Here is a 22,783-nt window from a genome sequence, read left to right as displayed (position 1 = left end):
CGTTTGGCTCACTATCATTCACAATGGAAGGCGATATGAGCGTAATGAGTAACAATATAATGAAGCCAGCAAATATACTGGCTTTGTCTTTGGCACTGGCATTAAGTGGCTGTAATTCTGATGATGAGGCTCAAGTCGTCAATGGCAGCCATGTGGCATCACCAGAGTGGCAAGATCAGATTATTTATTTCTTGATGATTGACCGTTTTAATAATGGAGACCCAAGTTTAAGTGATCAAGGCCAAGGGGAGTTTGACCCTAGCTCGGATAAAAAATTTAGTGGTGGTGACTTGGTGGGAGTCAGCGACAAGCTCGACTATATTCAACAGCTGGGTGCAACCTCGGTATGGATAACCCCCCCGGTGGCTAATCAATGGTGGGATAACGAGCAAAACTATGGCGGTTATCATGGTTATTGGGCGCGTGATTTTCAGCAGGTTGATGAACACTTCGGCGACCTCGCTAGTTATCAAGCGCTGGCAAGCGACATTCACAGCCGCAATATGTTTTTAATTCAGGACATTGTGACGAACCATGTTGGTAATTACTTCACTTATGATAAGCCCTGGGAATACGACGCCAGCCAACCTTGCGAAGGCTTTCGGTTGACCAATAACCCTCTTGTCGAGGGGCAGGTTTTACCTTATCCGCTCAACCTAAATAGTTGTAAAGCAGATGGCACGGGCAGCTACCATTGGACACCAAGCATTAGTGATCATAATAACTCAGAGCAGGAGAAAAACTGGCAGCTTTCAGATCTCGATGATCTAAATACCGAAGATCCGGAAGTGAGGGCTTATTTGAAGCAAAGCTACCGTAAATGGATTAGAGAAGTGGGGGTAGATGCATTTCGTATTGATACGGTGAAGTTTGTTGAACATGAGTTTTGGCATGATTTTCTACATGCCGATGATGGCGTAATGGCGCAAGCAGAGCAAACCGGGCGGCAACAGTTTTTAACCTTTGGCGAAGTCTTTGAAAGTTCGACGGCATACAACACCGAGGGTGAACAAAAAATGCTGAGTTACTTGGGGGAGGGAGACACGAAACAGTTGGGCTCATTACTAAACTTCCCTCTGCAAACTACCATGACGCGGGTTTTTGCAAGCGGACAGCCAACCGATTACTTACGTTTTCGTTTAGAAAAAATGATGGAGTTGTTTCCTAACCCTTATTTGATGCCGAATTTTATTGATAATCACGATATGCCACGCTTCTTGTCGCAAGCTAGCCAAGCTGATTTGAAGCAGGCTCTCATCACTATGTTATCTATTCCGGGGATACCGGTTATTTACCAAGGCACCGAGCAAGCGATGAATGCTAGCCGTGATGCGATGTTTGACGGTGGTTATCGCGATGATGGTGAGTCTAAAGACTCCTTTGAGCAAAACAGTGAAATGTATTTGTTCATTCAAGCGCTAGCCGCGCTGCGTACACAAAATGCGGTGATGACGCGTGGCGATATTAAGGTAATAGCCAGTGATAAATCGGGAGCAGGAGTATTTAGTTTTATTCGTACGTTGGGTGACGAAGAAGTTTTAGTGGTAATGAATACGGCAAATGCGCCTATGTTGCTTAATCGCTTAAACTTGCAACAATCCGAAGGGACGGTATTTGAGCAGCAGCTGCAGGCCAATTGGTTGCAAGCACCAGCTGGTCTAGTCAGCGATGCTAATGGCGAAGTTAGCCTTGAGTTGCCAGCAAAGGCAGCAGTTATCTATTTTAAAACCCAGCAAACAGCAGCGGTTAATACTCCCGACTTAGGTATTCGCTTAGATGATGATTGGGCGGATCGAACCATTACCCAAGACACCGTGGTGAGCGGTAGTGCAGAGCCCAATGCTAAATTGCAGTTAGTGGTAAACGGTAACTTAGCGAACGCCATTGATATTCAAGTAGACCAAAGTGGGCAATGGACAAGTTTGTTATCTACTCGTCATTTTGCTATTGGTAAGCAATCGCATCGTTTTGCTATTTATTCCCCTAACGAACAGGCTGGCCTCGCTGATGTGCACTTTACTTCGGACTTGGCGTGGTCGAATACCCCTGATTTCAGTATTGACGATAGCGATGATGTAGCAGAAGGGAGTGGCGGGCCAAATGGCAGTTACTCGCTACCTGGAGATCCTAGTTTTGACAAGGAAAATAGCCAGTTAGCGATTAACCAAGCCGAAGTTTATTCGGTGGGTAGCAATGTTCGTATCAAACTTGTGATGGATAAGCTTACCGACACTTGGTTACCACCGAATGGGTTTGATCATGTAGGTTTTTCTATCTTTATTGACCTACCAGAAGATCAAGGGACTCGCCAAAGTGTACTACCTAAAATAAACACCACCATACCAAGCGGCACTTGGAATCGTAATGCAGTGATATTTGGCTGGCAGAGTTCGATTTATAATGCCGACGGAGCTGACGCAAATACTTGGGGTGAAGCAGTGACTCCAGCACCTATCGTCACTGTAGATAAGGAGCAGCAAACGATTTATATAGATTTTGCTAGTGAGGCTTTAGCCCGACCAAGCAGCTTAAATGGCATTCGTTTCTATCTTAGCACTTGGGATCTGGACGGTTTGTCGGCAGTTTATCGCCCATTAAACCCTGAAACGGGACCTTGGAACTTTTCTGGTGGGGAAGAGGACGAGGCTAAAATTTGGGATGAATTACCGATAATTACGCTTAGCGAGTAAAACTATAAACCATGTTAAGCCTTACATTAGTAAGGCTTTTTTTACACCCGTTATAATTAATTTAGTCATTATTTCCATCTCTATATTGATTCAATGGTCATTAGGCTGTTAAAACCTTGTTTCCTCTTACTTTTATCCATTCGGTTCGAGTAGTGAGTTTTCCATTTTTGAAGGAAGCAAGAAATGAACAAGCAAATCTTAAACGTTATTTTAGCGGGATCTTTAATTAGTGCATCGGCAGTAGCAGGAGCTAAAGAAAGCGCTCATTGGTCATACTCCGGTCATCAGGGCCCTGCGCATTGGGGTGAGCTAGCCCCTGAATTTGCCACTTGCGCAGGTGGTAAAAATCAATCACCCGTTGATATAAGTCATACAATTAAAGGTGAGTTAGAAAGCCTTACCGTAGCCTATAAACCCGCGGGTGAAGCGGTAGTTAATAACGGTCATACTATTCAAGTCAACTACGCAGCTGGCAGCACTCTAGGTTTGGATGGCCATGAGTTTGAGTTAAAGCAGTTTCATTTCCACTCTCCTAGTGAAAATACCGTTAAGGGCCAATCTTACCCCTTAGAGGCCCATTTTGTTCATGCAGACAAGCAAGGTAACTTAGCGGTTGTGGCATTAATGTTTGAGCAAGGTGAGGCTAACCAAGAGCTGAGTAAAGTGTGGGCCAAAATGCCTAAAAATTTGGGAGAGCAAGCCGAATTAAGTCAGGTGGTGAGCGCCTTAGCGCTGTGGCCAAGTCAGCAAGATTATTACCGTTTTAATGGCTCGCTAACAACCCCTCCTTGTTCTGAAGGTGTGAGTTGGATAGTACTTAAGTCCCCGGTAAGTGCCTCTGCACAACAAATTGATGATTTTACCGCGCTTATGCAGCATCCAAACAACCGTCCGTTGCAAGCGATCAACGCCAGAACCATTCTTGAGTAAATGTCGCTGACGACTAAACCGGCTTGTTGCTTGGATTCGAATATTAGCAACAAGCGGGGATAAGCGCGTTATCACGGTCAATTAATTTAGGTCTAACAATAATACAAATAATCAAGAAAGCATTTATAACTTTTATTCAAACTAAGACCTAAGCATAGCTATTTGATGAAAGCGGTATGAAACCTTTAGTTTTTCATGCGAAATGTAAATTAGTTATTATTGTTTAATTGATCAATAGGGTTTTTGGCTTATTTTTCAACTTATAACACAACAATATGGAGTAACTATGAAACGCTACAACACAAGGGAATGGCTGTTGTCTTCTGGCCTTAGAACAGAAAAAGCAGCAATAAAAACAATTATCAAAGCTGGGATATTGAGTTTAGTCGCTACAGTATCTGGCCTTAGCTTTTCTGCTTCGGCGGGTTTTACTACCTCGGGCACTCAGCTATTAGATGGCAATGGTAAGCCGGTTATCATGCGCGGGGTTAACCATGCACACGCTTGGTACAACTATCGCCAAGGTGCGTTTCGCGATATTGCTGAAGCCGGCGCAAATACAGTGCGAGTGGTACTGAGTGATGGCCAGCAGTTTGCTAAAAACGATGCCGCCGATGTTGCCAAAGTGGTAAAAATGTGTAAGTTAAACCGCTTGGTATGTGTGCTAGAAGTGCATGATGTCACCGGCTCGGGTGAGAAAGCTGAAGCTGGAGAAATGCAAATCACCGCCGCTTACTGGGTGGAGTTGGCCGATGTATTAAAGGGTGAAGAAGACTACGTTATCATCAATATTGCTAACGAACCATTTGGCAATAACGTTCCCGCAGAAACCTATGTGAGTGAACATAAGCAAGCGATTACCACACTACGTGATGCCGGCTTCACTCATACCTTGATGGTAGATGCAGCGAACTGGGGGCAAGATTGGCAAGAAATTATGCTGGATCATGCCTCAGATGTCGCATCGGCTGATACGCTAAATAACATCATGTTTAGTGTGCATATGTACCAGGTTTACCAAAATCGCGAGAAAATCGAATCTTATGTATCTACCTTCCTAACTCGTCATAACATGCCGTTGATTGTTGGCGAATTTGGTATGGATCATCAGGGTCAAGACGTAGATGAAGATGCTATTTTGGCGGTCGCTGAAGAGTATAGTATTGGTTATCTTGGCTGGTCGTGGTCTGGCAACACTGCCCCCGGTACCTTTGAATTGGATATGACAGTTAATTTTGATGCAAGTAAGTTAACTCCTTGGGGTGAGCGTTTATTCAACGGCATTAATGGGATTAAACAAACGTCTACTTTAGCCTCGGTGTTTGATGGACAAGAGCTGCCTGTGATTCAACAGTGCGACTTTTATGGCACCATCATTCCTGTTTGTTTATATGAAGACGGTGGTCACTCACAAGAAAATGGCGGAAGCTGTGTGGGTTACACAATGTGTCTGAATATTCCTGCAGGTTCTGGCGGCTTGGTTGATGGTCCTGTAGACCCAACAGACCCAACAGACCCAACAGACCCAACAGACCCAACAGACCCAACGGACCCAACAGACCCAACGGACCCGGTGGATCCTAACGCGGCCTGTAAGCATTTGGTCGTCAATAGCTGGGATAGTGGATTCCAAGGCGCAGTCACAATCACCAATAATGGCAGCGAAGCGATTAACGGATGGGAAGTGAGCTGGGGTTACAGTGATGGTTCAACGGTGACCAGTTCTTGGAATACTACAATGGTTTCTGCAGAAGGTTATACAGCGTCTAACGTTGGTTGGAATAGCACCATCGCCGCTGGCGAAAGTGTTGAGTTTGGCTTTACTGGAAGCGGAGCGGGTAATGCTACGGCAGTAACTGGCGTGGTTTGCCAATAAGGTAATCGCCCATACTAAGTTTAAGCCATGCTGAGCATGGCTTTTATTTGGTTGATATAAGAACTTATATCTAAGCAAGTACCATTGGCGCCGCTACTGCGTTTGCGCAATCTTGCCCTTTTAATTGCGCGACTAATGCCAAACTAAATTCGAGGGCTGTTCCTGGGCCTTGGCTAGTAATCAATTGATGAGTTTTATCGACTACCACTCGCTGTGTGGATAATAGCTGTTTAGGCAGATCTTTTTGAAAGCCGGGATGGCAGGTTACTTGAGCTTCCCCAAGTAAGTTGTGAGGTACTAGCACAAGTGCTGGCGCAGCACATATTGCCGCTAGCCATTGAGTATTGGAGCGGTTTTTCAGTATCTCAATCAAGTGAATCGAATCACGGAAAACCTCACTACCAGGCACTCCTCCTGGCAATACCAACATATCGTAAGCTGAGGCGTCTATCTGATTAAGGTGTAGATCGGCAAGCAGCTTCACTCCTCGAGATGCACATATCTCTAGGCTACCTGCAGGGCAAACACTTACCACATCCACCGTTACATCGGCTCGGCGTAATACGTCGATAATCGTTACGGCTTCAATTTCCTCACTGCCGGGTGCAATGGCTACCATCACTTTAGTCATATTGTTGCTCCAGTTTTTTAATCTGTTCTAACATTTTTTCATTGTAAGGGCAGTGCAGCTGAAACTGTTTGGCGCGTTGCAACACATAAGCATTTATGTAGTTAATCTCGCTAGTTCGTTGATGATGAATATCTTGATGCATTGAAGAATAGTTAGCAGCGGTGTTTTGTGCCACTAAGCGCACTGTTTGAAGTAAATACTCTGCGCTGAGCGTAATTCCCTCGCGCTCTGCTACTAGGCTAAGCTCTTGGCATAGGGCTTCTAGAGTTTGTTGGTAATGGCTATTTAACAGATCTCCGTTTGGACAATTGTGAATAGCAGTAAGCGGATTTATGCAGCAGTTAATGGCCAGTTTTAACCATAGTGCTGGGTAGATATTGTTATGCCAGTGTAGTGGAGCTAAGGCCTCGTTCAGCAGCGATAGCTCATCAGGTTCAGCGCTGCCTAAATAGCTACCCAGATCAATTTTACCTAAGCCGGTATGCTTAATGTGCAGGGCTTGTTGGCTTTTACTCAATACTAATGCGCCATGGGTATTACTGGCTAAGTAGAGCTGCTCGGGATTAAGTTGATCAATTAGGTCTTGATGCGCGCCTAAACCATTCACCATTAAGATAACCTTACAATCCGCAGGAATAGTAAGAGCGGCCACTGCGCTGGCCACTTGATGAGCTTTTACGCATATGATTAACCAGCGGCAGCTAGGTATGGTATTGAAGAGTGGCAAGCGAGAGCGTAGCTGGGTGCTTTTGTCGGCAGAAAAAGGCGTTAAAGTAAGCGCTAGGCTGCTTTCTCTGGCGATACGCGGGTCAACAAAACACACTTTACTGTGTTGGCTCAACAGTGCAGCCAGTAAGCCGCCGACAGCGCCAGCGCCAACTATTGCGCAGTGATACATCGGTTCACCTTTTGTATGCTTGAGTGTCGGCTTAAGGCTAAATAGCTTACTACGCCCAGTATATCCGCCAATAAATCTAACCAAGAAGCTTGCCGGGAGCTACTTAATCCTTGCGACAGTTCGATGAACCCACCAAAAACCAATAAACCAAGGGCTAGTTCTCGGTAACTATAGTCGGCCAGTTGTGCCAGCCAGGCTAAACCAAAGAAGCACACTAGGTGCAGCAGTTTATCGGAGTGCGCTATCGGGCCAACTATGTGCATTGGCCATAGGGCTAATACAAAAATACCAAGTAGGCTTGCCCACAACAGCCCGCGAAAAAATGCTCTGCGTTGTTTCACTATTGCTTGTTACTCTTTGTTAGAAATGGTTCAGTCTTGGCTTATCTAAGATTACTATTGTCCAGATACTCCGAAGCATGCATTTTCGGATAGCACAGGTATAATGCAAGCATTTTCGCATAAGCCAAATTTAAGGGGATAGAAAACATGCCTTCATTTGACATTGTTTCTGAGATTGATGCTAACGAAGTTCGTCACGCCTGTGACAACGCGATTCGTGAGCTTGAAACACGGTTTGATTTTCGTGGTGTAGAAGCCAGTTTTGAGTATAAAGATGAGTCAGTAAAAATGACTGCTGAAGCTGAGTTTCAACTTAACCAAATGCTGCATATTTTACGTGGCACGTTAGTGAAACGCTCGGTAGACGCCAAGTCTATAGATTTAGCATTGGTGACTCGCAGTGGTAAAACTCACTCGCAAGTGGTCAATTTTAAAAATGGTATTGACCAAGCCACCGCTAAAAAAGTGGTTAAGCAAATCAAAGACGCCAAGCTTAAAGTACAAGCGTCGATTCAAGGTGAACAAGTACGTGTTACCGGCAAGAAGCGCGACGACTTACAAGCAGCCATGGCGCTAGTGCGCAGTGGTGAATTCGACCAGCCGTTTCAATTTGAGAACTTTCGAGACTAAAGTTAACGTGTGTTTCGCTCTTTGTTAAAAGCCGCCTTGTGCGGCTTTTTGTATTTATTGGGGATTGTATTGCTTAAGTGGCTATTTATGTGGCTAGTGCAATGAATGTTAAGCCGTTGGATGCTAAGGTATATTTTCTTGGAAGGAAGCCAAAGTAAGTGAATAGGGTAGTGATAGCGTGAAATTTTTTGTGCGGCTTTTAGTGTGTTTGGGTTTAGCTATTGTTACGCAAGTTGGGGCTGTTTCTTATCTGCTTTCTATGTTGCTTTGTCGTGTTAGCAAAATCACTAAGCTTTATTATGCCTTTGCTATCAATTTGGCGATGTATGCCTTACTTACGGTAGCTGTTGTGCCTTATGTCGCACCGTTATTTGGCAGAGAACCGGTGGTACATTTAACCAATGTTAAGCCACTAAATATGTGGTTAACGGTGGGCTTGAACAGAAATTATGTTGTGCCAGAGCTAAACAAAGCGCTAATTGAAATAGCCGGCAATTTGGAGCAACAACAACCCGCTTTAAGCTTGAACATTTTAGATGCCAATTTCCCTTTTTTAAATCGTTTTCCTTTACTGCCTCACCTAAGCCATAACGACGGCAGGAAAATTGACCTTAGCTATGTTTATCAGGATGGATATGGCAAACCGAGCCATTTTACGCCTTCTGTAAGTGGTTATGGAGTGTTTGAGTGGCCGGGTTTGATTGAAACAAATACCAGCGCCTTTTGCAGAGAGAATGGGTATTTTCAATATAACTATTCGCGGTATCTCACTTTGGGTCAGCACCACCCCGAACTTAGCTTTTCTAATCAGTACAACAAGCAGCTAATTGAAACCCTGTTAAAGAACACCGCCATTAGTAAGATATTTATTGAACCGCATTTAGTTGAGCGCTTACAGTTAGATGACTCGAGAATTCGGTTTCATGGTTGTAAATCTGTAAGGCACGACGACCATATCCATATTCAAATTTAGCAAAACTTAACGTTTTTTGGCTTGGCGGTCTAATTAGCGTTTGCCGTCGTTAAGAGCTTCTTCTTTTGGAGGTTATTGACTAACACTTGTCACTCCCTCATCAACTTTGCGCGTATGTGCTTTGTGATAAATCTTAGTCTGCCAACTCCCTATATCTGAATTTTTTTACTAAAGTGTCCAACTTTGTCTGAGTGATGCGTCATAGTATTGTCAGAGGAGTTTGTTCCACTGGCTCAATTAGCATCAAGGAGAGTAACGATGAGCAATAAACAATATATGTGTCTGCTGCGCAGTGACAATGCCGAGGGTTGTGAAAAGCCGTCACCTTCAGATATGGAAGTGATGTATGCCAAGTACCAAGCTTGGCAAACTAAATTTGCCGATAATATTGTTGATATGGGAAGCAAGCTAGGTAGCGAAGGGGCGGTAGTGCGTCACGACAGTGTAAAAGACGGTCCTTTTATTGAGCTTAAAGAAGTTATTGGCGGCTATATGCTAATCAGTGCGGCTAATAAAGAAGCCGCGATAGCGGTAATACAAGCCAGCCCAATGGTGGAAAGCAGCAGTGTGAGTATTGAAATTAGAGAAATAAACTCACTGTGAAAATAGATGCTCATGTAGAGCATCTATTTCGCCACGAGTATGGGCAGCTCGTGGCGTTATTAGTGCGACGATTAGGTATGCAGCATCTAGATATGGCTAACGATGCGGTGCAATGGGCGATGGCGCAAGCCTTGGAACACTGGCCAAAAACCAAGCCTCCAACTACGCCTTCGGCTTGGTTATATCAGGTGGCCTATCGGCATGCACTGTCTGAGATTCGAGGCAATCAACTTAAGCTACAAAAACTAACTCGCTTACATGAGCAGCTAGATCATGCATCAACCCCTCCCGAAGACATGCCCTTAAGTGGAGAGTTAAATGACGCGTTGCTGCGGATGTTGTTTATCAGCTGTGATGAAGATTTAGCGCTTGAATCGCAGTTGGTCTTCACTTTAAAAAGCTTGTGTGGTTTTAGCATTGAAGAAATTGCCTACCGCTTGTTTATTAGTGAGGCAAATACCTATAAACGCTATAGCCGCGCCAAGCACTACTTACAGGCTCAGAAAATAGAGCTTGATGGGGTTGACGTTTCTACCATGGCGAGCCGTTTATCTGCTGTGCACCGGGTGATTTATTTGATGTTTACTGAGGGGTATTTGTCATCACATAAGGATTTAGCCATTCGCCATGATTTATGCGAAGAAGCGATTCGCTTAGGCCAAGCCCTAGCGAAAAGTACAATCGGTGGCAGCCCTGAAACTGACGCGTTATTGGCGTTAATGCTACTTAACTTTTCGCGGATTCAGGCTAGGCAAAACGCTCAAGGCTTGGTGTTATTGCAAGAGCAAAATCGCACGCTGTGGGACCAACAAATAATCCGCCAAGGGCTAGCTTACTTGCAACGTTCTGCGAGTGGTGAGAGTTTGTCTCGGTATCATGTGGAGGCGGGGATTGCAGCTGAACATTGTTTAGCGCCGAGTTACCAGCAAACTGATTGGCAAAAAGTAGTGCAGGGCTATCAGTTGCTTGAGCAAATAGCCCCTTCACCCTTTCATATTCTTAATCGAGCGATAGCTATAGCTGAGTGGCAAGGCGCCGCCGAAGGTTTACGGGTACTTAATGCGGCCAATTTCCCCGTGTGGTTAGAGCGTTCCTATCACTGGTTTGCTGTATTGGCAGACTTACAATATCGCTGCGGCGAAATAGGCCAAGCGACTAACAACGCGGAGTTAGCCTTGGCGCAAGCTCCCACCGAAAACACTAAACAACTGTTGCTGAAACGCTTGTCTGCCTATAACACTAACGGTGACTAAGTGTTGTTTTTACTGTTTTGGTTGTGCTGCAGTATTTTTGTGAAATAGCCGCGTAAGCTTATTAGCATTAGTAAGCTTGGGATCACCATCACCGCGGTTAAAATAAAGAACAGCGGCCACGAATCAAGGAAGTCGGCTAAGCTGCCGCTAAATGAGGCGAGGGTGGTGCGGCCTAAATTTCCTAAGCTTGCTAGCAAGGCATACTGAGTGGCCGAAAAGGCTTGCCCAGTTAACACCGTTAAGAACGATACAAAAGCTACGGTAGCAAAGGCACTGGTAAAGTTGTCTACGATGATGGTGGCTAGAAACAGCTGTTCGTCTGGCCCTACCGATGCTATCCAAGCGAACATTAAGTTACTGGCCGACATGGCTATACCGCCTAAAATCAACCCTCTAATAATGCCAAAACGGACATTAAAGGCACTGCCGACTAGGGTAAATACCACCGTTGCACCCCAGCCAATTAGTTTTGAGTAATGGCCAATTTGGTCGTTACTAAAACCTACTTCGCGGTAAAAAGTAATCGACATGCGGCCTAAAAAGGCTTCGCCAATCTTAAATAGAAATACAAATAGCAGCAGAGTGATCGCTACTCTTACGCCATTTCGGCGGAAAAAGTCTAAGAAGGGTTCGGCTACGGTAACGGTAAGCCACGCTACCAAGGGGGATTTTGTGCCTAGGTATTTGGCGTGGCGCAGTTCAGCTTGTTGTTGCAGGGCATCACGGTTAGTAGTGGGCTCTTTTACTAACACCGTAAATAACATTAACAAAGCAACAATAAAGCACATGCCAAGGTATACGCCGTTCCAACCAATTTGGTCTGCGTTTACAAAGGCTAAGTAGCCAGGCAGTGAATAACCAGTCCACCAACCAATCACCGCCATGGCCGAGGCTTGCGGTAAGCGATGTGAGTCACTGCTAGAAAAACTGTCGATGCGGTAAGCATCAATGGCGATATCTTGGGTAGATGACGCAGTGGCAATACACAGCGCTAACATAGAGGTGAACATTAGGCTTTTCGCGGGATCAAATTGAGCGATGCCAAAGGTACATAGCAATACAATACTTTGGCAGAGAAAAATCCAACTGCGACGCTGACCTAGCCAGTTATGCAAGATAGGCAGTTTGACCCTATCAACCAAAGGTGCCCATAAAAAGTTAATGGCATAAACGGTAAATACAGAGCCAAAAAAACCAATCGCTGAGCGAGAAAGGCCGGCATCGGTTAGCCAGCCCGACATGTTTGAACCAATAAGCACCCACGGAAATCCGCTGGCGCAACCGAGCATAAATACCCAAAGCAACCTCTTATCTAAGTAAGAGCGTAAGGTTTGTGACCAATTTAGCGATGAATTCATCTAATGCTCGGTTGAGGTTAAGGCTTACTTAAGGTTGTTCTTCGCCAACCACGATTACATCTTCAATAATCACTTTTTCTACTGGCACATTGCGCATGCCAGGAATAGGGCCGGTTTTAGTCGGCTTGTTTACAATGCTATCTACCACGTCCATGCCTGAAGTGATTTCGGCAAACACCGTGTAACCAAACTTGTTTGGGCTGCCGTCTAGGTAGGCATTGTCGATAACGTTAATGAAAAACTGGCGACTGGCGCTGTGTGGGTCGTTGGTTCGAGCCATTGCTACTGTGCCGCGTTTATTGCTAAGACCCGTTTTAGATTCGTTTTCAACAGGACGGTAGCTGTCTACTTTTTCATAGTTGATTGAGAAACCACCTGCCTGTGCCATAAAGCCAGGAATAGTGCGGTGAAATAAGGTGCCTTTATAGCTGCCGTCTTCTACGTAACGCATAAAGTTAGTGACGGTTTTGGGGGCGGCTTCTGGCTTAAGTTCCATCTCAAACTCACCTTGATTGGTGATGAACTTTAAGGTTTGTGCTGCAGCGGGTAGGCTAAGTACGGCAAAGGCTAAAGCAAAAAGGCTAGTGCGAAAAATTCCCAAGGTCATAGTTGATACTCCAATACTTCAATAAGTTGCGGGTCGCTGGCGATTTGTGTCAATAATTCTGAAAGTTGTTGGCTCATGGCGTCGGCTTGTTTATTTACATTGACCGAAAACGCCCCCTCGTTGGTGTGGGTTGAGCGAAATTGTTTAGCTAAGGTTTTATGCGGCGTGTCTACCGTGACTTTAATTCGCATAGTCGAAGTAGCGGTGTGTTTTACACTGCTTTCTTCGACCTTACTGGCAAGCTCAAGTAGCTCAATGGTAATTAAGTTTGGCGAATCGGGTACAAAACCCACACCTTGCTGCTGCCAAGAGGCTGATAGTTGTTGCTCAATGCTTTGGCGTAAGTTGCTGCCGCTGGCAATTAACTGAGCCTGCTCTTCACCGTCTTGATGAATGCTGATTAAAAAGCGGTTGCTGCGTAGATCCTGCGATTTTATTGCCGCTATGATCGAATGTTGAGCGACCGAATCGAGATTTACCGTGGGTTGTAACTGTACTTGCTGAGGCTGGCTGCTACAGGCGCTAAGGCCTAATACACCGCCTAACAGCAGGGCGGGCAACAAAAACGGGCTTTTCAAGTTGTTCACCTTAATGGGTTGATTAACGCTTAGTGCTGCTCAGAATAACAAATTTGTTATTGCTCGCCAGTAACTTATAACCACCAAAGTAAGATTTTAATAGTGGGTGATAGCCTAAGTGTCTATTTGCCACCACAATTAGCTTGCCGCCAGCCCGTAAACAGCGCTTGGCGTCTTTGAACATTTGTTGAGCAATGTGGCTAGAAATGGTGTTTTGTTGATGAAAGGGCGGGTTACATAATACTAAATCAGCGCTTTCATCAGCTTGATGCTGCAGTGCATTATCGTGATTAAAGCTACAGCGAGTCAGGTGTTCTGGTTGGTTTAGCGCCACATTGTTTTTGGCAGAAGCCAGCGCCATTGCTGATTCATCACAAAAGCTAACTCGGGCATTGGGGTATAGGCTTAAAGCATGTAAACCCAATAAACCATTGCCGCAGCCCAAATCAATTACCGATTCAAATTCACCTTGGGGGAAGTGTTCTAATAGAAAGCGCGTGCCGATATCGAATTTCCCAAAGCAAAATACATTGGCGTGATCATTTAACTGCCATTTGTATTCAGCAATGTTCCAAGCTTTAGGGTAAAGCGCTGCAGACTTTCCCCCTGCATAATGGCCAAATAACAAACGGGCTTTCTTTTTGGCCAGTGAGGTCGTCACACTGCCAATGTGCTTCTCAAATAAGCCAAATACCGATTTAGGCAAACCTTTTACCATCGCACCACATGCCAACTGCGAATCGTTACTCAAGCTTTGTTGTAAGCCAATGAGCTGGTGCTCTAAGTAATTTAGGCTTTTGGGTAAACGCATTAGTACCAGTTCAGCCTTTGGCATGGTGTCTGTGCTAGAGAGCAGGGTTAAACACTGGCTTGCATCTAGCGCGTTTACCTGTAGGTTTTGTGCGAGTGCTTGTTGCGCAATGAATGAGTCACTTAACCAACTAATATGGCTATTGGCAAAGTTGGGATTAGCCAGTAAGGCACACGCTAGAGCACCAAATTCATCATTAATGATTAAGATATGTTGTGGAATAGTTGAAAGCTCAGCGGCGAATTCAATCAGAAGTTCGTCGGCTGCATTCCATGCTCGCAAGTCGCTAGCCGCGTCTTTGGGGTAACGTGATAAGCTCAAACTGAGCGAGTTTATTTGCAAATCTTGACTCATATTGGATTTGTAACGTGCAGGCCTTGAATAGTGGCTGCAGTGTAACTAAGTTGAGGGCTAAACTAAAGCAACACCCTTATGGATGTAGGTTGTAATAAGTGCTGTTCGCAGAAGATATCGCCATCAAAGAAATTGTCCATCATCGGCAATGGTTAAACTCTGAGGCCTGCGCCTTAGCATACCAACACATGCTGCATAAGCTCCCTTGGCAGCAGCACCAGATTAAAATATTTGGCAAAACCTGCCTCGAACCCCGTTTGTCTCTGTGGATTGGCGACGCCAATACAGCCTATCGTTACTCTGGAGAGTGGCGAGCACCTACTCCTTGGCCAAGCTTTTTAATGCCTATAAAGTTGGCGGTGCAGCACAAATGCCAGCAACAGTTTAATAGTGTTTTGCTTAACTATTATCGAGACGGCCATGATTATATGGGCTGGCATAGTGATAATGAAAAGCAGTTAGGCGAACGCCCGGTTATTGCGTCACTAAGCTTGGGTGAGCCAAGACGGTTTTTGTTCCGTAATAAAGTTGAGAACCATAAACATGAGTACCTTTTAGAAAGTGGTGATTTACTCATTATGAATGGTTTATGCCAGCAGCAATGGCAACATAGCTTGCCCAAAGCACTAAGAGTGAAACAGCCAAGGATCAATTTAACGTTTCGATATACAATGCCTTTGAGTTAAACCAAATACAGGGACTATTAATGCGCGTTGAAACACTGATTACCGACAAATTGCAGCAACACTTTTCTCCTAGCTACTTAGAGGTGGTAAACGAAAGCAATATGCATAACGTGCCTGCAGGTTCAGAGAGCCATTTTAAAGTCACTATTGTTAGCACCGAGTTTGAAGGTAAACGCTTATTGCAACGCCATCGAGCGGTAAACCAGTTGTTAGCAAATGAATTACAAAACGATATTCATGCCTTGGCTATGCACACTTATACGCCAAGCCAATGGGCTGAACAGCAAAATGCTCCAGCCTCTCCAAAGTGCCGCGGCGGAAGCTAGGACTTAGTAGATTGACCTCATTGCTGCATCAAATAAGGAATGTTTAATGCGGATAGTAATAAAAGTGGTTGTGCTAACTTGGCTGTTAGTTGGCTGTATTGATCAGCAGGGAGCTGATCCTCAGCAGCAAAAAGCCGAGTACAGTTGGACCTTAATCACCTCTTGGCCTAAGCATTTACCCGGTTTAGGTTCTGCTCCCGACCGCTTCGCTGAAGAAGTAAAAGCCATGAGCAATGGCCGCTTAGACATCAAAGTATATGGTGCCGGAGAGTTATACCCAGCACTGGATGTATTTAAGGTTGTGTCTGCGGGGGATGCTGAAATGGGCCATAGCGCGGCCTATTATTGGCAGAATGAGTTGCCAGCAGCGGTATTTTTTAGTTCAGTGCCTTTTGGTATGAGCGCTAAAGAACTTAATGCTTGGTTGTATTTAGGTGGTGGCTTAGCGCTTTGGCAGGAGCTTTATGCCCCGCATAACTTAATTCCCTTTCCTGGTGGTAATACCGACGCACAAATGGGCGGCTGGTATAACAAAAAAGTCTCTTCGATTAACGATTTTAAGCAACTTAAAATGCGCATCCCTGGTTTAGGCGGGAAAGTACTTGAATTAGCGGGGGGCTTGCCCACCAATCTTCCCGCAGGAGAATTGTATACCGCTCTACAATCTGGTGAGCTGGATGCCGTTGAATGGGTTGGGCCTTATAACGACTTGGCATTTGGTTTTCATAAAGTGGCTAAATATTATTATTACCCTGGTTGGCATGAGCCAAGTACCACCTTAGAGTTTGTGGTTAATCAAGACGCTTTTGCCGCCTTGCCTGTTGATTTACAGAGAATAATTGAAAACGCCACGAAAGTGGTTAATCAAGAAACCCTCAATGAATATGTGGTCTACAATATAGAAGCATTAAATGTGCTGGCCAACGAGCACGGAGTGGAAGTTGTTGCTTTTCCCGATGACGTGCTCGCTTTATTAAAAGACTACAGCGTTGAGGTGATCCAACAGTTAGCTCAGCAGGATCGTTTTTTTGAAAAGGTTCTCAATAGTTATCAACGATTCCAATTTGGGGTGCTTAAGTACAATCAAGTGGAATTGGATCCTACAACCTTAGAATAAGCTATAAATACTCGATTTTTCAGAATTGGGTGATTTGTCAGCAATTTGAGCTTTGCTTGGTGCTTGCTTGACTTGTTTTACAAGTTTGTTAACAAACCGCTAACACTTAAGTCGAATAGGTTAGATTTTTGGCCTTTTTCTTTGGAGAAATAGGATTAATTGGTGCTAGAATACTCGCGATTTCTGTGGCTTGTTAGTTAAATGTCTAAGACTTGTTAGCTTAACTACCTCATTTGGAGTACTAAAGTTACATGGAAATCATCGCTCGTCTTCCAACCCAACACATGTGTAAGAGAGTATGATTACAATAAAAAAAGGATTGGATCTGCCTATTAAAGGCGGTCCCAAACAGCAAATAGTAGACGCGTCTATTGTTACCAGAGTTGCTGTACTCGGAGAAGATTATGTAGGCATGCGCCCTACAATGAAAGTTCGAGTGGGTGATGTGGTAAGCCAAGGTCAGACGTTGTTCGAAGACAAAAAGAACCCCGGCGTTGTATTTACTGCACCGTGTGCTGGCGTTGTTCAAGAAGTTAACCGTGGCGCCCAACGTGTGTTGCAGTCTGTTGTTATTGAAAAACAAGCAGGCGATAGCATCGATTTTGGTGCTCTCAGCGATGCCGAAATCGATAGCGCAGAACGCGCAACGATTGTTGACAAGTTAGTAAAATCTGGCCAATGGGCTGGTTTTAGAACGCGTCCATATAGCAAAGTACCCGCAGTAGACTCAGAACCTTCTGCTATCTTTGTTACCGCCATCGACACTAACCCTCTCGCTGCCGACCCTAAAGTGGTTATTGACCAAGACCAAAGTGCTTATTTAACAGGCTTACGTGTTTTGTCTCGATTAACTTCTGGTGAAGTATTTGTATGTAAGGGAAGCGAAAGCTTACCTCAATCAGATGCGGCTCGTGTACAAGAGCATGTGTTTGCTGGGCCTCACCCTGCCGGCTTAGCTGGAACACACATTCATAGCTTAAAACCTGCCAGTGCTCAGCGCACGGTATGGTCGATTGCTTACCAAGAAGTCATCGCCTTGGGCCACTTAATTGCAAGCGGTAAAATTTACAACCAACGTGTAGTGTCTTTAGCTGGACCCGTTGTAAAAGAGCCACGCTTAATTCGCACTGAGTTAGGTGCTGATGTTGATCAATTGATAGATGGTGAATTGGTAGATGGCGAGCACCGCGTTATTTCCGGTACCGTATTAATGGGCAACCATGCTTCGGGTCCGCACGCATTTATTGGCCGTTACCATCAGCAAGTCGTGGCGCTTGAAGAAGGCTACGAAAAAGAATTTATGGGTTGGGCTGTTCCAGGCACGAACAAGTTCTCATTAGCGAGATTGTTTGTATCGGGTTTAAACAAGAGCAAGTTGTTCTCGTTAACCACCACTACCGGTGGTAGTTCACGGGCGATGGTGCCAATTGGTCAGTATGAACGAGTAATGCCTTTGGATATTCTTCCTACATTATTGCTTCGTGACTTATTGTCAAACGATACCGACAGTGCTCAACAACTAGGCTGTTTAGAGCTAGATGAAGAAGATTTAGCGCTATGTACCTTTGTCTGTCCAGGCAAATACGAGTACGGCAGCGTACTTCGTGATTGTTTGACCAAGATTGAGAAGGAAGGTTAAGCATGAGTCTTAAGCAATATATTGAAAAAATTGAACCTCAGTTCATGCCGGGTGGCAAACACGAGAAATGGTTTGCGCTTTACGAAGCCACGGCTACTTTCTTGTACTCTCCTGGTTTAGTGACGAAGAAAAACACCCACGTACGTGATGCGATTGATTTAAAGCGCATCATGATTTTTGTTTGGGTTGCCTTAATGCCTGCCATGTTCTTTGGTATGTACAATGCGGGTATTCAAGCAAACGACGCAATTATCGCTGGTTACGCAGTACCAAACGATTGGCATGGTGCTTTGATAGCGATGTTAGGGGTTCCTACAGGGGCTGACGCTGGCTGGATATCGTCAATGATTTACGGCGCGATTTTCTTCCTACCTATTTACCTAACGGCATTTGCTGTGGGTGGATTTTGGGAAGTATTGTTCGCCTCGGTTCGTGGCCATGAAGTTAACGAAGGTTTCTTTGTTACTTCTATCTTGTTTGCGCTCACTCTGCCCGCCACTATGCCTTTATGGCAAGTTGCACTAGGTATTACCTTTGGTGTGGTTGTCGCGAAAGAAGTATTTGGCGGAACCGGTAAAAACTTCTTAAACCCAGCACTAGCTGGCCGTGCATTTTTATTCTTTGCTTACCCAACGGCTATCTCAGGTGATGCTGTATGGACAGCGGTAGACGGTTACTCTGGTGCTACAGCGCTAAGTGTAGTAGCCGCAGAAGGCATGCAAGGTCTAGTGGCTCAAGGTATTACTTGGAGCGATGCATTCTTTGGATTCATCCAAGGATCTAGCGGTGAAACCTCAACCTTCTTGCTAGCGCTAGGCGGTTTGTTCCTTATCTTTACCCGTATCGCGTCTTGGCGCATTGTAGCTGGTGTAATGGTAGGCATGGTCGCAACCAGCTTACTGTTGAACGCAGTAGGTTCAGATAGCAACATGATGTTCCAATTACCGCCTCATTGGCACCTTGTATTAGGTGGCTTTGCGCTAGGTATGTTCTTTATGGCTACTGACCCAGTATCTGCGTCATTTACCAATAAAGGTAAGTGGTGGTACGGCGGTTTAATTGGTTTGATGGTGGTGTTAATTCGTGTAGTTAACCCAGCATTCCCTGAAGGCATGATGTTGGCCATTTTGTTTGCTAATTTGTTTGCGCCAATTTTTGACTACTTTGTAGTTCAAGCCAATATCAAACGGAGGCTTGCTCGCGATGGCCAGTAATGATTCCTTAGCCAAAACCATACAGGTTGTTGTTGGCGTAAGTTTAGTGTGTTCAATTGTGGTATCACTCGCAGCCGTTGGCTTGCGTGGCATGCAACAGCAGAATGCAGTTGAAGATAAACAAAAGAACATTTTAGCGGTGTCTGGCATTGAGCTAGCAGGGCGCAAGGTGGCGGATGTTTATGCTGAGGCGATTGAGCCTCGTGTGATTGATTTGGCCACCGGTGAGTTTGTTGCCGAAGACCAAGTTAACCCGCAAACCTTTGAACAGCGTAAATCTGCAAAAGATCCTGAAACCAGTATTCGCTTATCAGGTGATGAAGATATTGCCGGCATTGTACGTCGCTCTAATCTAGCCAGTGTTTACTTGGTTAAGAATGACCAAGGCGATATTTCACGGGTTATCTTGCCAGTTCATGGCCGCGGCCTTTGGTCAACCATGTACGCATTTTTGGCGATTCAACCAGATGGTAATACCGTTGATGCGATTGTTTACTACGACCAAGGTGAAACACCTGGTCTAGGTGGAGAAGTTGCTAACCCATTGTGGCAGGCTAAGTTTGTTGGTAAGAAACTGTTTGATGACAATGGCGATACCGCAATCTCTGTTATCAAAGGTATTGCTCCTGCAGATTCACCTTCTGAGGTAGACGGTTTATCAGGTGCGACCTTAACCAGTAATGGCGTAGATAACACCTTCAAGTTTTGGTTAAGTGATAAAGGCTTCGGTAAGTTCCTTGCCAAGTTGCAACAGGGAGACCTAAACAATGGCTGATGCTAAGGAAACCAAAAAGGTTCTATTTGGACCGGTTTTTGCGAATAACCCTATTGCCTTGCAGGTACTGGGTGTATGTTCTGCGCTAGCGGTAACCAGTAAGTTAGAAACTGCATTTGTAATGACCCTTGCAGTAATTGTTGTTACGGCATTCTCTAACTTGTTTATTTCTATGATTCGTAACCACATTCCTAGTAGTGTGCGAATCATCGTTCAAATGGCGATTATTGCTTCACTAGTGATTGTGGTAGACCAAGTGTTAAAAGCGGTGGTGTACGACATTTCTAAGCAGCTCTCGGTATTTGTTGGTTTGATTATTACCAACTGTATTGTAATGGGCCGCGCAGAAGCCTTCGCGATGAAAGAGCCACCGTTCAAATCGTTTTTAGACGGTATCGGTAACGGCTTGGGCTACGGTGCAATTTTAATGTCGGTAGGTGCAGTTCGTGAACTATTTGGTTCTGGCTCTCTATTTGGTATCGAGATTATGCCGCTGATTAACAATGGCGGTTGGTATCAACCAAACGGTCTATTGTTATTGCCTGCCTCAGCATTCTTCATCATTGGCTTGTTGATTTGGGCATTGCGTACCGCATACCCAGCGCAAGTAGAGCCGAAGGAGTAATCGAGTGGAACATTATATTAGTCTCTTAGTTCGCTCTATTTTCATTGAAAATATGGCTTTGGCTTTCTTGCTAGGTATGTGTACCTTCCTAGCGGTTTCTAAGAAAGTTAAAACTGCATTCGGCTTAGGTGTTGCGGTAATTGTGGTGTTAGGTATTTCAGTGCCTGTTAACCAACTTATTTACTTCAACTTACTGGCTCCAGGCGCATTAGACTGGGCGGGTTTACCTAACGCTGATTTAAGCTTTTTAGGTTTCATTACCTTTATTGGTGTTATTGCAGCCTTAGTTCAAATACTAGAAATGGTATTAGACAAATACTTCCCTGCCTTGTACCAAGCCTTGGGTATCTTCCTACCGTTGATTACCGTTAACTGTGCCATCTTTGGTGGTGTATCGTTTATGGTGCAACGTGAGTACAACCTTGGTGAGTCTTTGGTTTACGGTGTAGGTAGTGGTATTGGTTGGATGTTAGCCATTGTGGCACTAGCCGGTATTCGTGAAAAAATGAAGTATTCAGACGTGCCAGACGGCTTACGTGGTTTAGGTATTACCTTTATCACTGTGGGTTTAATGGCGATGGCGTTTATGTCGTTCTCTGGCGTTCAGCTTTAAGACGGCCAATAACTACAAGGAAAATTAGTCGATGGAAATTATTCTCGGCGTAACCATGTTTACCTTGCTCGTCTTGGCTTTAGTAACAATCATTTTGTTTGCTAAGTCTAAGCTGGTAAGTTCTGGTGACATTCAAATTTTAATTAATGATGATCCTGCAAAGGCGATTACTACCCAAGCGGGTAGCAAGTTGCTGGGCGTACTAGGTAATTCGGGTATCTTCGTTTCTTCTGCATGTGGTGGCGGTGGCTCTTGTGGTCAGTGTCATGTGCACATTCACGAAGGTGGCGGCGATATTCTTCCTACTGAATTAGATCATATCAGCAAGCGCGACGCGGCCACTGGCCTACGTTTAGCTTGTCAGGTAAATGTTAAGCAAGACATGAAGATCTCTTTACCAGAAGAAATCTTTGGTGTGAAAAAATGGGATTGTGAAGTTATCTCTAACGATAACAAAGCAACCTTTATTAAAGAGCTTAAGTTACAAATTCCTGATGGCGAATCAGTACCGTTTCGTGCCGGTGGTTATATTCAAATTGAAGCGCCTGCTCACCATGTTAAATTCTCTGATTTTGACGTGGAAGAACAATACCGTGGCGACTGGGAACACTTTGGCTTCTTTAACCTAGAGTCAAAAGTAGACGATGAAACCATTCGTGCTTATTCAATGGCTAACTACCCTGAAGAAGCTGGCATCATTATGTTGAACGTGCGTATTGCTACGCCTCCGCCAAATAACATGAGCCTACCTTGCGGTAAGATGTCTTCGTACATCTTTAACCTAAAAGCGGGTGACAAGGTCACTATTTCTGGTCCATTTGGTGAGTTCTTCGCTAAAGAGACAGAATCAGAAATGGTATTCATTGGTGGTGGTGCTGGTATGGCCCCAATGCGTTCACATATCTTCGATCAACTTAAGCGTTTAAGCTCGAAGCGTAAAATTAGCTTCTGGTATGGCGCACGCTCACGCCGAGAGATTTTCTACGAAGAAGATTTTGATATGCTGGCGCGCGAAAATGAAAACTTTGAGTGGCACGTTGCCTTATCTGATCCACAACCTGGTGATGATTGGGACGGCAAAACAGGATTCATTCATAACGTATTGTTTGAAAACTATCTACGTGACCATGATGCACCAGAAGACTGTGAATACTACATGTGTGGTCCTCCAGTAATGAATGCAGCCGTTATTAACATGCTTAAAGATTTAGGTGTGGAAGACGAAAACATTCTACTTGATGATTTTGGTGGCTAA

At 44.7% G+C, this 22,783-nt stretch carries 23 protein-coding genes; 16 read left to right on the top strand and 7 right to left on the bottom strand.

All coding sequences use genetic code 11. From position 1 onward, the window contains the following. The first annotated feature begins 44 nt into the window (after positions 1 to 44). The 3 genes from FFR00_RS04175 (at position 45) to FFR00_RS22005 (ending at position 5,496) form a co-directional block, all read left to right on the top strand. Positions 45 to 2,690, top strand: a complete 2,646-nt coding sequence (locus FFR00_RS04175; RefSeq protein ID WP_201798690.1) for an alpha-amylase family glycosyl hydrolase — start codon at positions 45 to 47, stop codon at positions 2,688 to 2,690. Between the two features lie 183 nt (positions 2,691 to 2,873). Next, positions 2,874 to 3,620, top strand: a complete 747-nt coding sequence (locus FFR00_RS04170; RefSeq protein WP_137672115.1) for a carbonic anhydrase — start codon at positions 2,874 to 2,876, stop codon at positions 3,618 to 3,620. 286 nt (positions 3,621 to 3,906) lie between these two features. Beyond that, on the top strand, positions 3,907 to 5,496 hold the full coding sequence (locus FFR00_RS22005; protein ID WP_137672114.1) for a cellulase family glycosylhydrolase: 1,590 nt from the start codon (positions 3,907 to 3,909) through the stop codon (positions 5,494 to 5,496). Positions 5,497 to 5,566: 70 nt separating this feature from the next. On the opposite strand, the gene FFR00_RS04160 is transcribed toward FFR00_RS22005, so the two are convergent. Genes FFR00_RS04160 through FFR00_RS04150 form a run of 3 tightly spaced genes read right to left on the bottom strand, consistent with a single transcriptional unit; the run spans position 5,567 to position 7,366 of the window. After that, complete coding sequence (locus FFR00_RS04160; RefSeq protein WP_137672113.1) at positions 5,567 to 6,127, bottom strand: DJ-1 family glyoxalase III; 561 nt, start codon at positions 6,125 to 6,127, stop codon at positions 5,567 to 5,569. After that, a complete protein-coding gene (locus FFR00_RS04155; RefSeq protein ID WP_137672112.1) occupies positions 6,120 to 7,025 on the bottom strand; it encodes a ketopantoate reductase family protein in 906 nt (301 codons plus the stop codon). The genes FFR00_RS04160 and FFR00_RS04155 overlap by 8 nt, the downstream gene beginning before the upstream one ends. Next, positions 7,007 to 7,366, bottom strand: coding sequence for a hypothetical protein (locus FFR00_RS04150; protein WP_137672111.1), 360 nt, complete (start codon positions 7,364 to 7,366; stop codon positions 7,007 to 7,009). Before FFR00_RS04150 ends, FFR00_RS04155 begins: the two co-directional genes overlap by 19 nt. 147 nt (positions 7,367 to 7,513) lie before the next feature. Here FFR00_RS04150 and FFR00_RS04145 point away from each other — a divergent pair, with 147 nt between their 5' ends. From FFR00_RS04145 to FFR00_RS04130, 4 genes are all read left to right on the top strand, one after another. Beyond that, the gene (locus FFR00_RS04145) at positions 7,514 to 7,996 is read left to right on the top strand and encodes a YajQ family cyclic di-GMP-binding protein (RefSeq protein WP_137672110.1); all 483 of its coding nucleotides are present in this window, start codon (positions 7,514 to 7,516) and stop codon (positions 7,994 to 7,996) included. A 178-nt stretch (positions 7,997 to 8,174) separates the two neighbouring features. Beyond that, entirely contained in the window at positions 8,175 to 8,969 is a 795-nt protein-coding gene (locus FFR00_RS04140; RefSeq protein WP_137672109.1) for a hypothetical protein, read from the top strand. 258 nt (positions 8,970 to 9,227) lie between these two features. Then, positions 9,228 to 9,572, top strand: coding sequence for a YciI family protein (locus FFR00_RS04135; RefSeq protein WP_137672108.1), 345 nt, complete (start codon positions 9,228 to 9,230; stop codon positions 9,570 to 9,572). Further along, on the top strand, positions 9,569 to 10,825 hold the full coding sequence (locus tag FFR00_RS04130) for an RNA polymerase sigma factor (protein WP_137672107.1): 1,257 nt from the start codon (positions 9,569 to 9,571) through the stop codon (positions 10,823 to 10,825). The genes FFR00_RS04135 and FFR00_RS04130 overlap by 4 nt, the downstream gene beginning before the upstream one ends. Here FFR00_RS04130 and FFR00_RS04125 read toward each other — a convergent pair. From FFR00_RS04125 to FFR00_RS04110, 4 genes are read right to left on the bottom strand one after another with little or no spacing between them, the layout of a single operon-like run. After that, positions 10,822 to 12,183 (bottom strand): MFS transporter, encoded by a 1,362-nt coding sequence (locus tag FFR00_RS04125; protein WP_137672106.1) that lies wholly within the window; start codon positions 12,181 to 12,183, stop codon positions 10,822 to 10,824. The genes FFR00_RS04130 and FFR00_RS04125 overlap by 4 nt on opposite strands. A gap of 28 nt (positions 12,184 to 12,211) precedes the next feature. Further along, positions 12,212 to 12,790: a peptidylprolyl isomerase gene (locus tag FFR00_RS04120; protein ID WP_137672105.1), complete on the bottom strand. Its 579-nt coding sequence runs from the start codon at positions 12,788 to 12,790 to the stop codon at positions 12,212 to 12,214. Then, positions 12,787 to 13,368 carry a YajG family lipoprotein gene (locus tag FFR00_RS04115; protein WP_161985086.1) on the bottom strand — a complete coding sequence of 194 codons (582 nt, stop codon included), beginning with the start codon at positions 13,366 to 13,368 and terminating at the stop codon, positions 12,787 to 12,789. Before FFR00_RS04115 ends, FFR00_RS04120 begins: the two co-directional genes overlap by 4 nt. Before the next feature lie 22 nt (positions 13,369 to 13,390). Next, complete coding sequence (locus FFR00_RS04110; RefSeq protein ID WP_137672103.1) at positions 13,391 to 14,533, bottom strand: methyltransferase; 1,143 nt, start codon at positions 14,531 to 14,533, stop codon at positions 13,391 to 13,393. 98 nt (positions 14,534 to 14,631) lie between these two features. On the opposite strand from FFR00_RS04110, the gene FFR00_RS04105 reads away from it, so the two are divergent. The 9 genes from FFR00_RS04105 (at position 14,632) to nqrF (ending at position 22,783) form a co-directional block, all read left to right on the top strand. Beyond that, positions 14,632 to 15,219 carry an alpha-ketoglutarate-dependent dioxygenase AlkB gene (locus FFR00_RS04105; RefSeq protein WP_201798689.1) on the top strand — a complete coding sequence of 196 codons (588 nt, stop codon included), beginning with the start codon at positions 14,632 to 14,634 and terminating at the stop codon, positions 15,217 to 15,219. 20 nt (positions 15,220 to 15,239) lie between these two features. Beyond that, the gene (locus tag FFR00_RS04100; protein WP_137672102.1) at positions 15,240 to 15,545 is read left to right on the top strand and encodes a BolA family transcriptional regulator; all 306 of its coding nucleotides are present in this window, start codon (positions 15,240 to 15,242) and stop codon (positions 15,543 to 15,545) included. Positions 15,546 to 15,591: 46 nt separating this feature from the next. After that, complete coding sequence (locus tag FFR00_RS04095; protein ID WP_137672101.1) at positions 15,592 to 16,662, top strand: TRAP transporter substrate-binding protein; 1,071 nt, start codon at positions 15,592 to 15,594, stop codon at positions 16,660 to 16,662. A gap of 298 nt (positions 16,663 to 16,960) precedes the next feature. Next, on the top strand, positions 16,961 to 18,301 hold the full coding sequence (locus tag FFR00_RS04090; RefSeq protein ID WP_137672100.1) for a Na(+)-translocating NADH-quinone reductase subunit A: 1,341 nt from the start codon (positions 16,961 to 16,963) through the stop codon (positions 18,299 to 18,301). A gap of 2 nt (positions 18,302 to 18,303) precedes the next feature. Continuing rightward, complete coding sequence (locus FFR00_RS04085) at positions 18,304 to 19,515, top strand: NADH:ubiquinone reductase (Na(+)-transporting) subunit B (protein WP_137672099.1); 1,212 nt, start codon at positions 18,304 to 18,306, stop codon at positions 19,513 to 19,515. Continuing rightward, positions 19,505 to 20,290, top strand: coding sequence for a Na(+)-translocating NADH-quinone reductase subunit C (locus FFR00_RS04080; protein WP_137672098.1), 786 nt, complete (start codon positions 19,505 to 19,507; stop codon positions 20,288 to 20,290). Before FFR00_RS04085 ends, FFR00_RS04080 begins: the two co-directional genes overlap by 11 nt. Beyond that, positions 20,283 to 20,915 (top strand): NADH:ubiquinone reductase (Na(+)-transporting) subunit D, encoded by a 633-nt coding sequence (locus FFR00_RS04075; protein ID WP_137672097.1) that lies wholly within the window; start codon positions 20,283 to 20,285, stop codon positions 20,913 to 20,915. Before FFR00_RS04080 ends, FFR00_RS04075 begins: the two co-directional genes overlap by 8 nt. Before the next feature lie 4 nt (positions 20,916 to 20,919). Beyond that, positions 20,920 to 21,528 (top strand): NADH:ubiquinone reductase (Na(+)-transporting) subunit E, encoded by a 609-nt coding sequence (gene nqrE, locus FFR00_RS04070; protein WP_137672096.1) that lies wholly within the window; start codon positions 20,920 to 20,922, stop codon positions 21,526 to 21,528. A 31-nt stretch (positions 21,529 to 21,559) separates the two neighbouring features. Next, positions 21,560 to 22,783, top strand: coding sequence for an NADH:ubiquinone reductase (Na(+)-transporting) subunit F (nqrF, locus tag FFR00_RS04065; RefSeq protein ID WP_137672095.1), 1,224 nt, complete (start codon positions 21,560 to 21,562; stop codon positions 22,781 to 22,783).

It is taken from the genome of Agarivorans sp. Toyoura001 (genome assembly GCF_005405585.1).
Classification (GTDB): Bacteria; Pseudomonadota; Gammaproteobacteria; order Enterobacterales; family Celerinatantimonadaceae; genus Agarivorans.
The sequence above is the reverse complement of the archived record's forward strand: the minus strand, read 5'-3'. Positions and strand labels throughout refer to the sequence as shown.

Coding starts and splice junctions, on each gene's coding strand:
- FFR00_RS04100 (WP_137672102.1), top strand. CDS start 15,240: ATGCGCGTTGAAACACTGATTACCGACAAATTGCAGCAACACTTTTCT.
- FFR00_RS22005 (WP_137672114.1), top strand. CDS start 3,907: ATGAAACGCTACAACACAAGGGAATGGCTGTTGTCTTCTGGCCTTAGA.
- FFR00_RS04135 (WP_137672108.1), top strand. CDS start 9,228: ATGAGCAATAAACAATATATGTGTCTGCTGCGCAGTGACAATGCCGAG.
- nqrF (WP_137672095.1), top strand. CDS start 21,560: ATGGAAATTATTCTCGGCGTAACCATGTTTACCTTGCTCGTCTTGGCT.
- FFR00_RS04155 (WP_137672112.1), bottom strand. CDS start 7,025: ATGTATCACTGCGCAATAGTTGGCGCTGGCGCTGTCGGCGGCTTACTG.
- FFR00_RS04175 (WP_201798690.1), top strand. CDS start 45: ATGAGTAACAATATAATGAAGCCAGCAAATATACTGGCTTTGTCTTTG.
- FFR00_RS04080 (WP_137672098.1), top strand. CDS start 19,505: ATGGCCAGTAATGATTCCTTAGCCAAAACCATACAGGTTGTTGTTGGC.
- FFR00_RS04120 (WP_137672105.1), bottom strand. CDS start 12,790: ATGACCTTGGGAATTTTTCGCACTAGCCTTTTTGCTTTAGCCTTTGCC.
- FFR00_RS04085 (WP_137672099.1), top strand. CDS start 18,304: ATGAGTCTTAAGCAATATATTGAAAAAATTGAACCTCAGTTCATGCCG.
- FFR00_RS04075 (WP_137672097.1), top strand. CDS start 20,283: ATGGCTGATGCTAAGGAAACCAAAAAGGTTCTATTTGGACCGGTTTTT.
- FFR00_RS04090 (WP_137672100.1), top strand. CDS start 16,961: ATGATTACAATAAAAAAAGGATTGGATCTGCCTATTAAAGGCGGTCCC.
- FFR00_RS04160 (WP_137672113.1), bottom strand. CDS start 6,127: ATGACTAAAGTGATGGTAGCCATTGCACCCGGCAGTGAGGAAATTGAA.
- FFR00_RS04145 (WP_137672110.1), top strand. CDS start 7,514: ATGCCTTCATTTGACATTGTTTCTGAGATTGATGCTAACGAAGTTCGT.
- FFR00_RS04125 (WP_137672106.1), bottom strand. CDS start 12,183: ATGAATTCATCGCTAAATTGGTCACAAACCTTACGCTCTTACTTAGAT.
- FFR00_RS04095 (WP_137672101.1), top strand. CDS start 15,592: ATGCGGATAGTAATAAAAGTGGTTGTGCTAACTTGGCTGTTAGTTGGC.
- FFR00_RS04170 (WP_137672115.1), top strand. CDS start 2,874: ATGAACAAGCAAATCTTAAACGTTATTTTAGCGGGATCTTTAATTAGT.
- FFR00_RS04110 (WP_137672103.1), bottom strand. CDS start 14,533: ATGAGTCAAGATTTGCAAATAAACTCGCTCAGTTTGAGCTTATCACGT.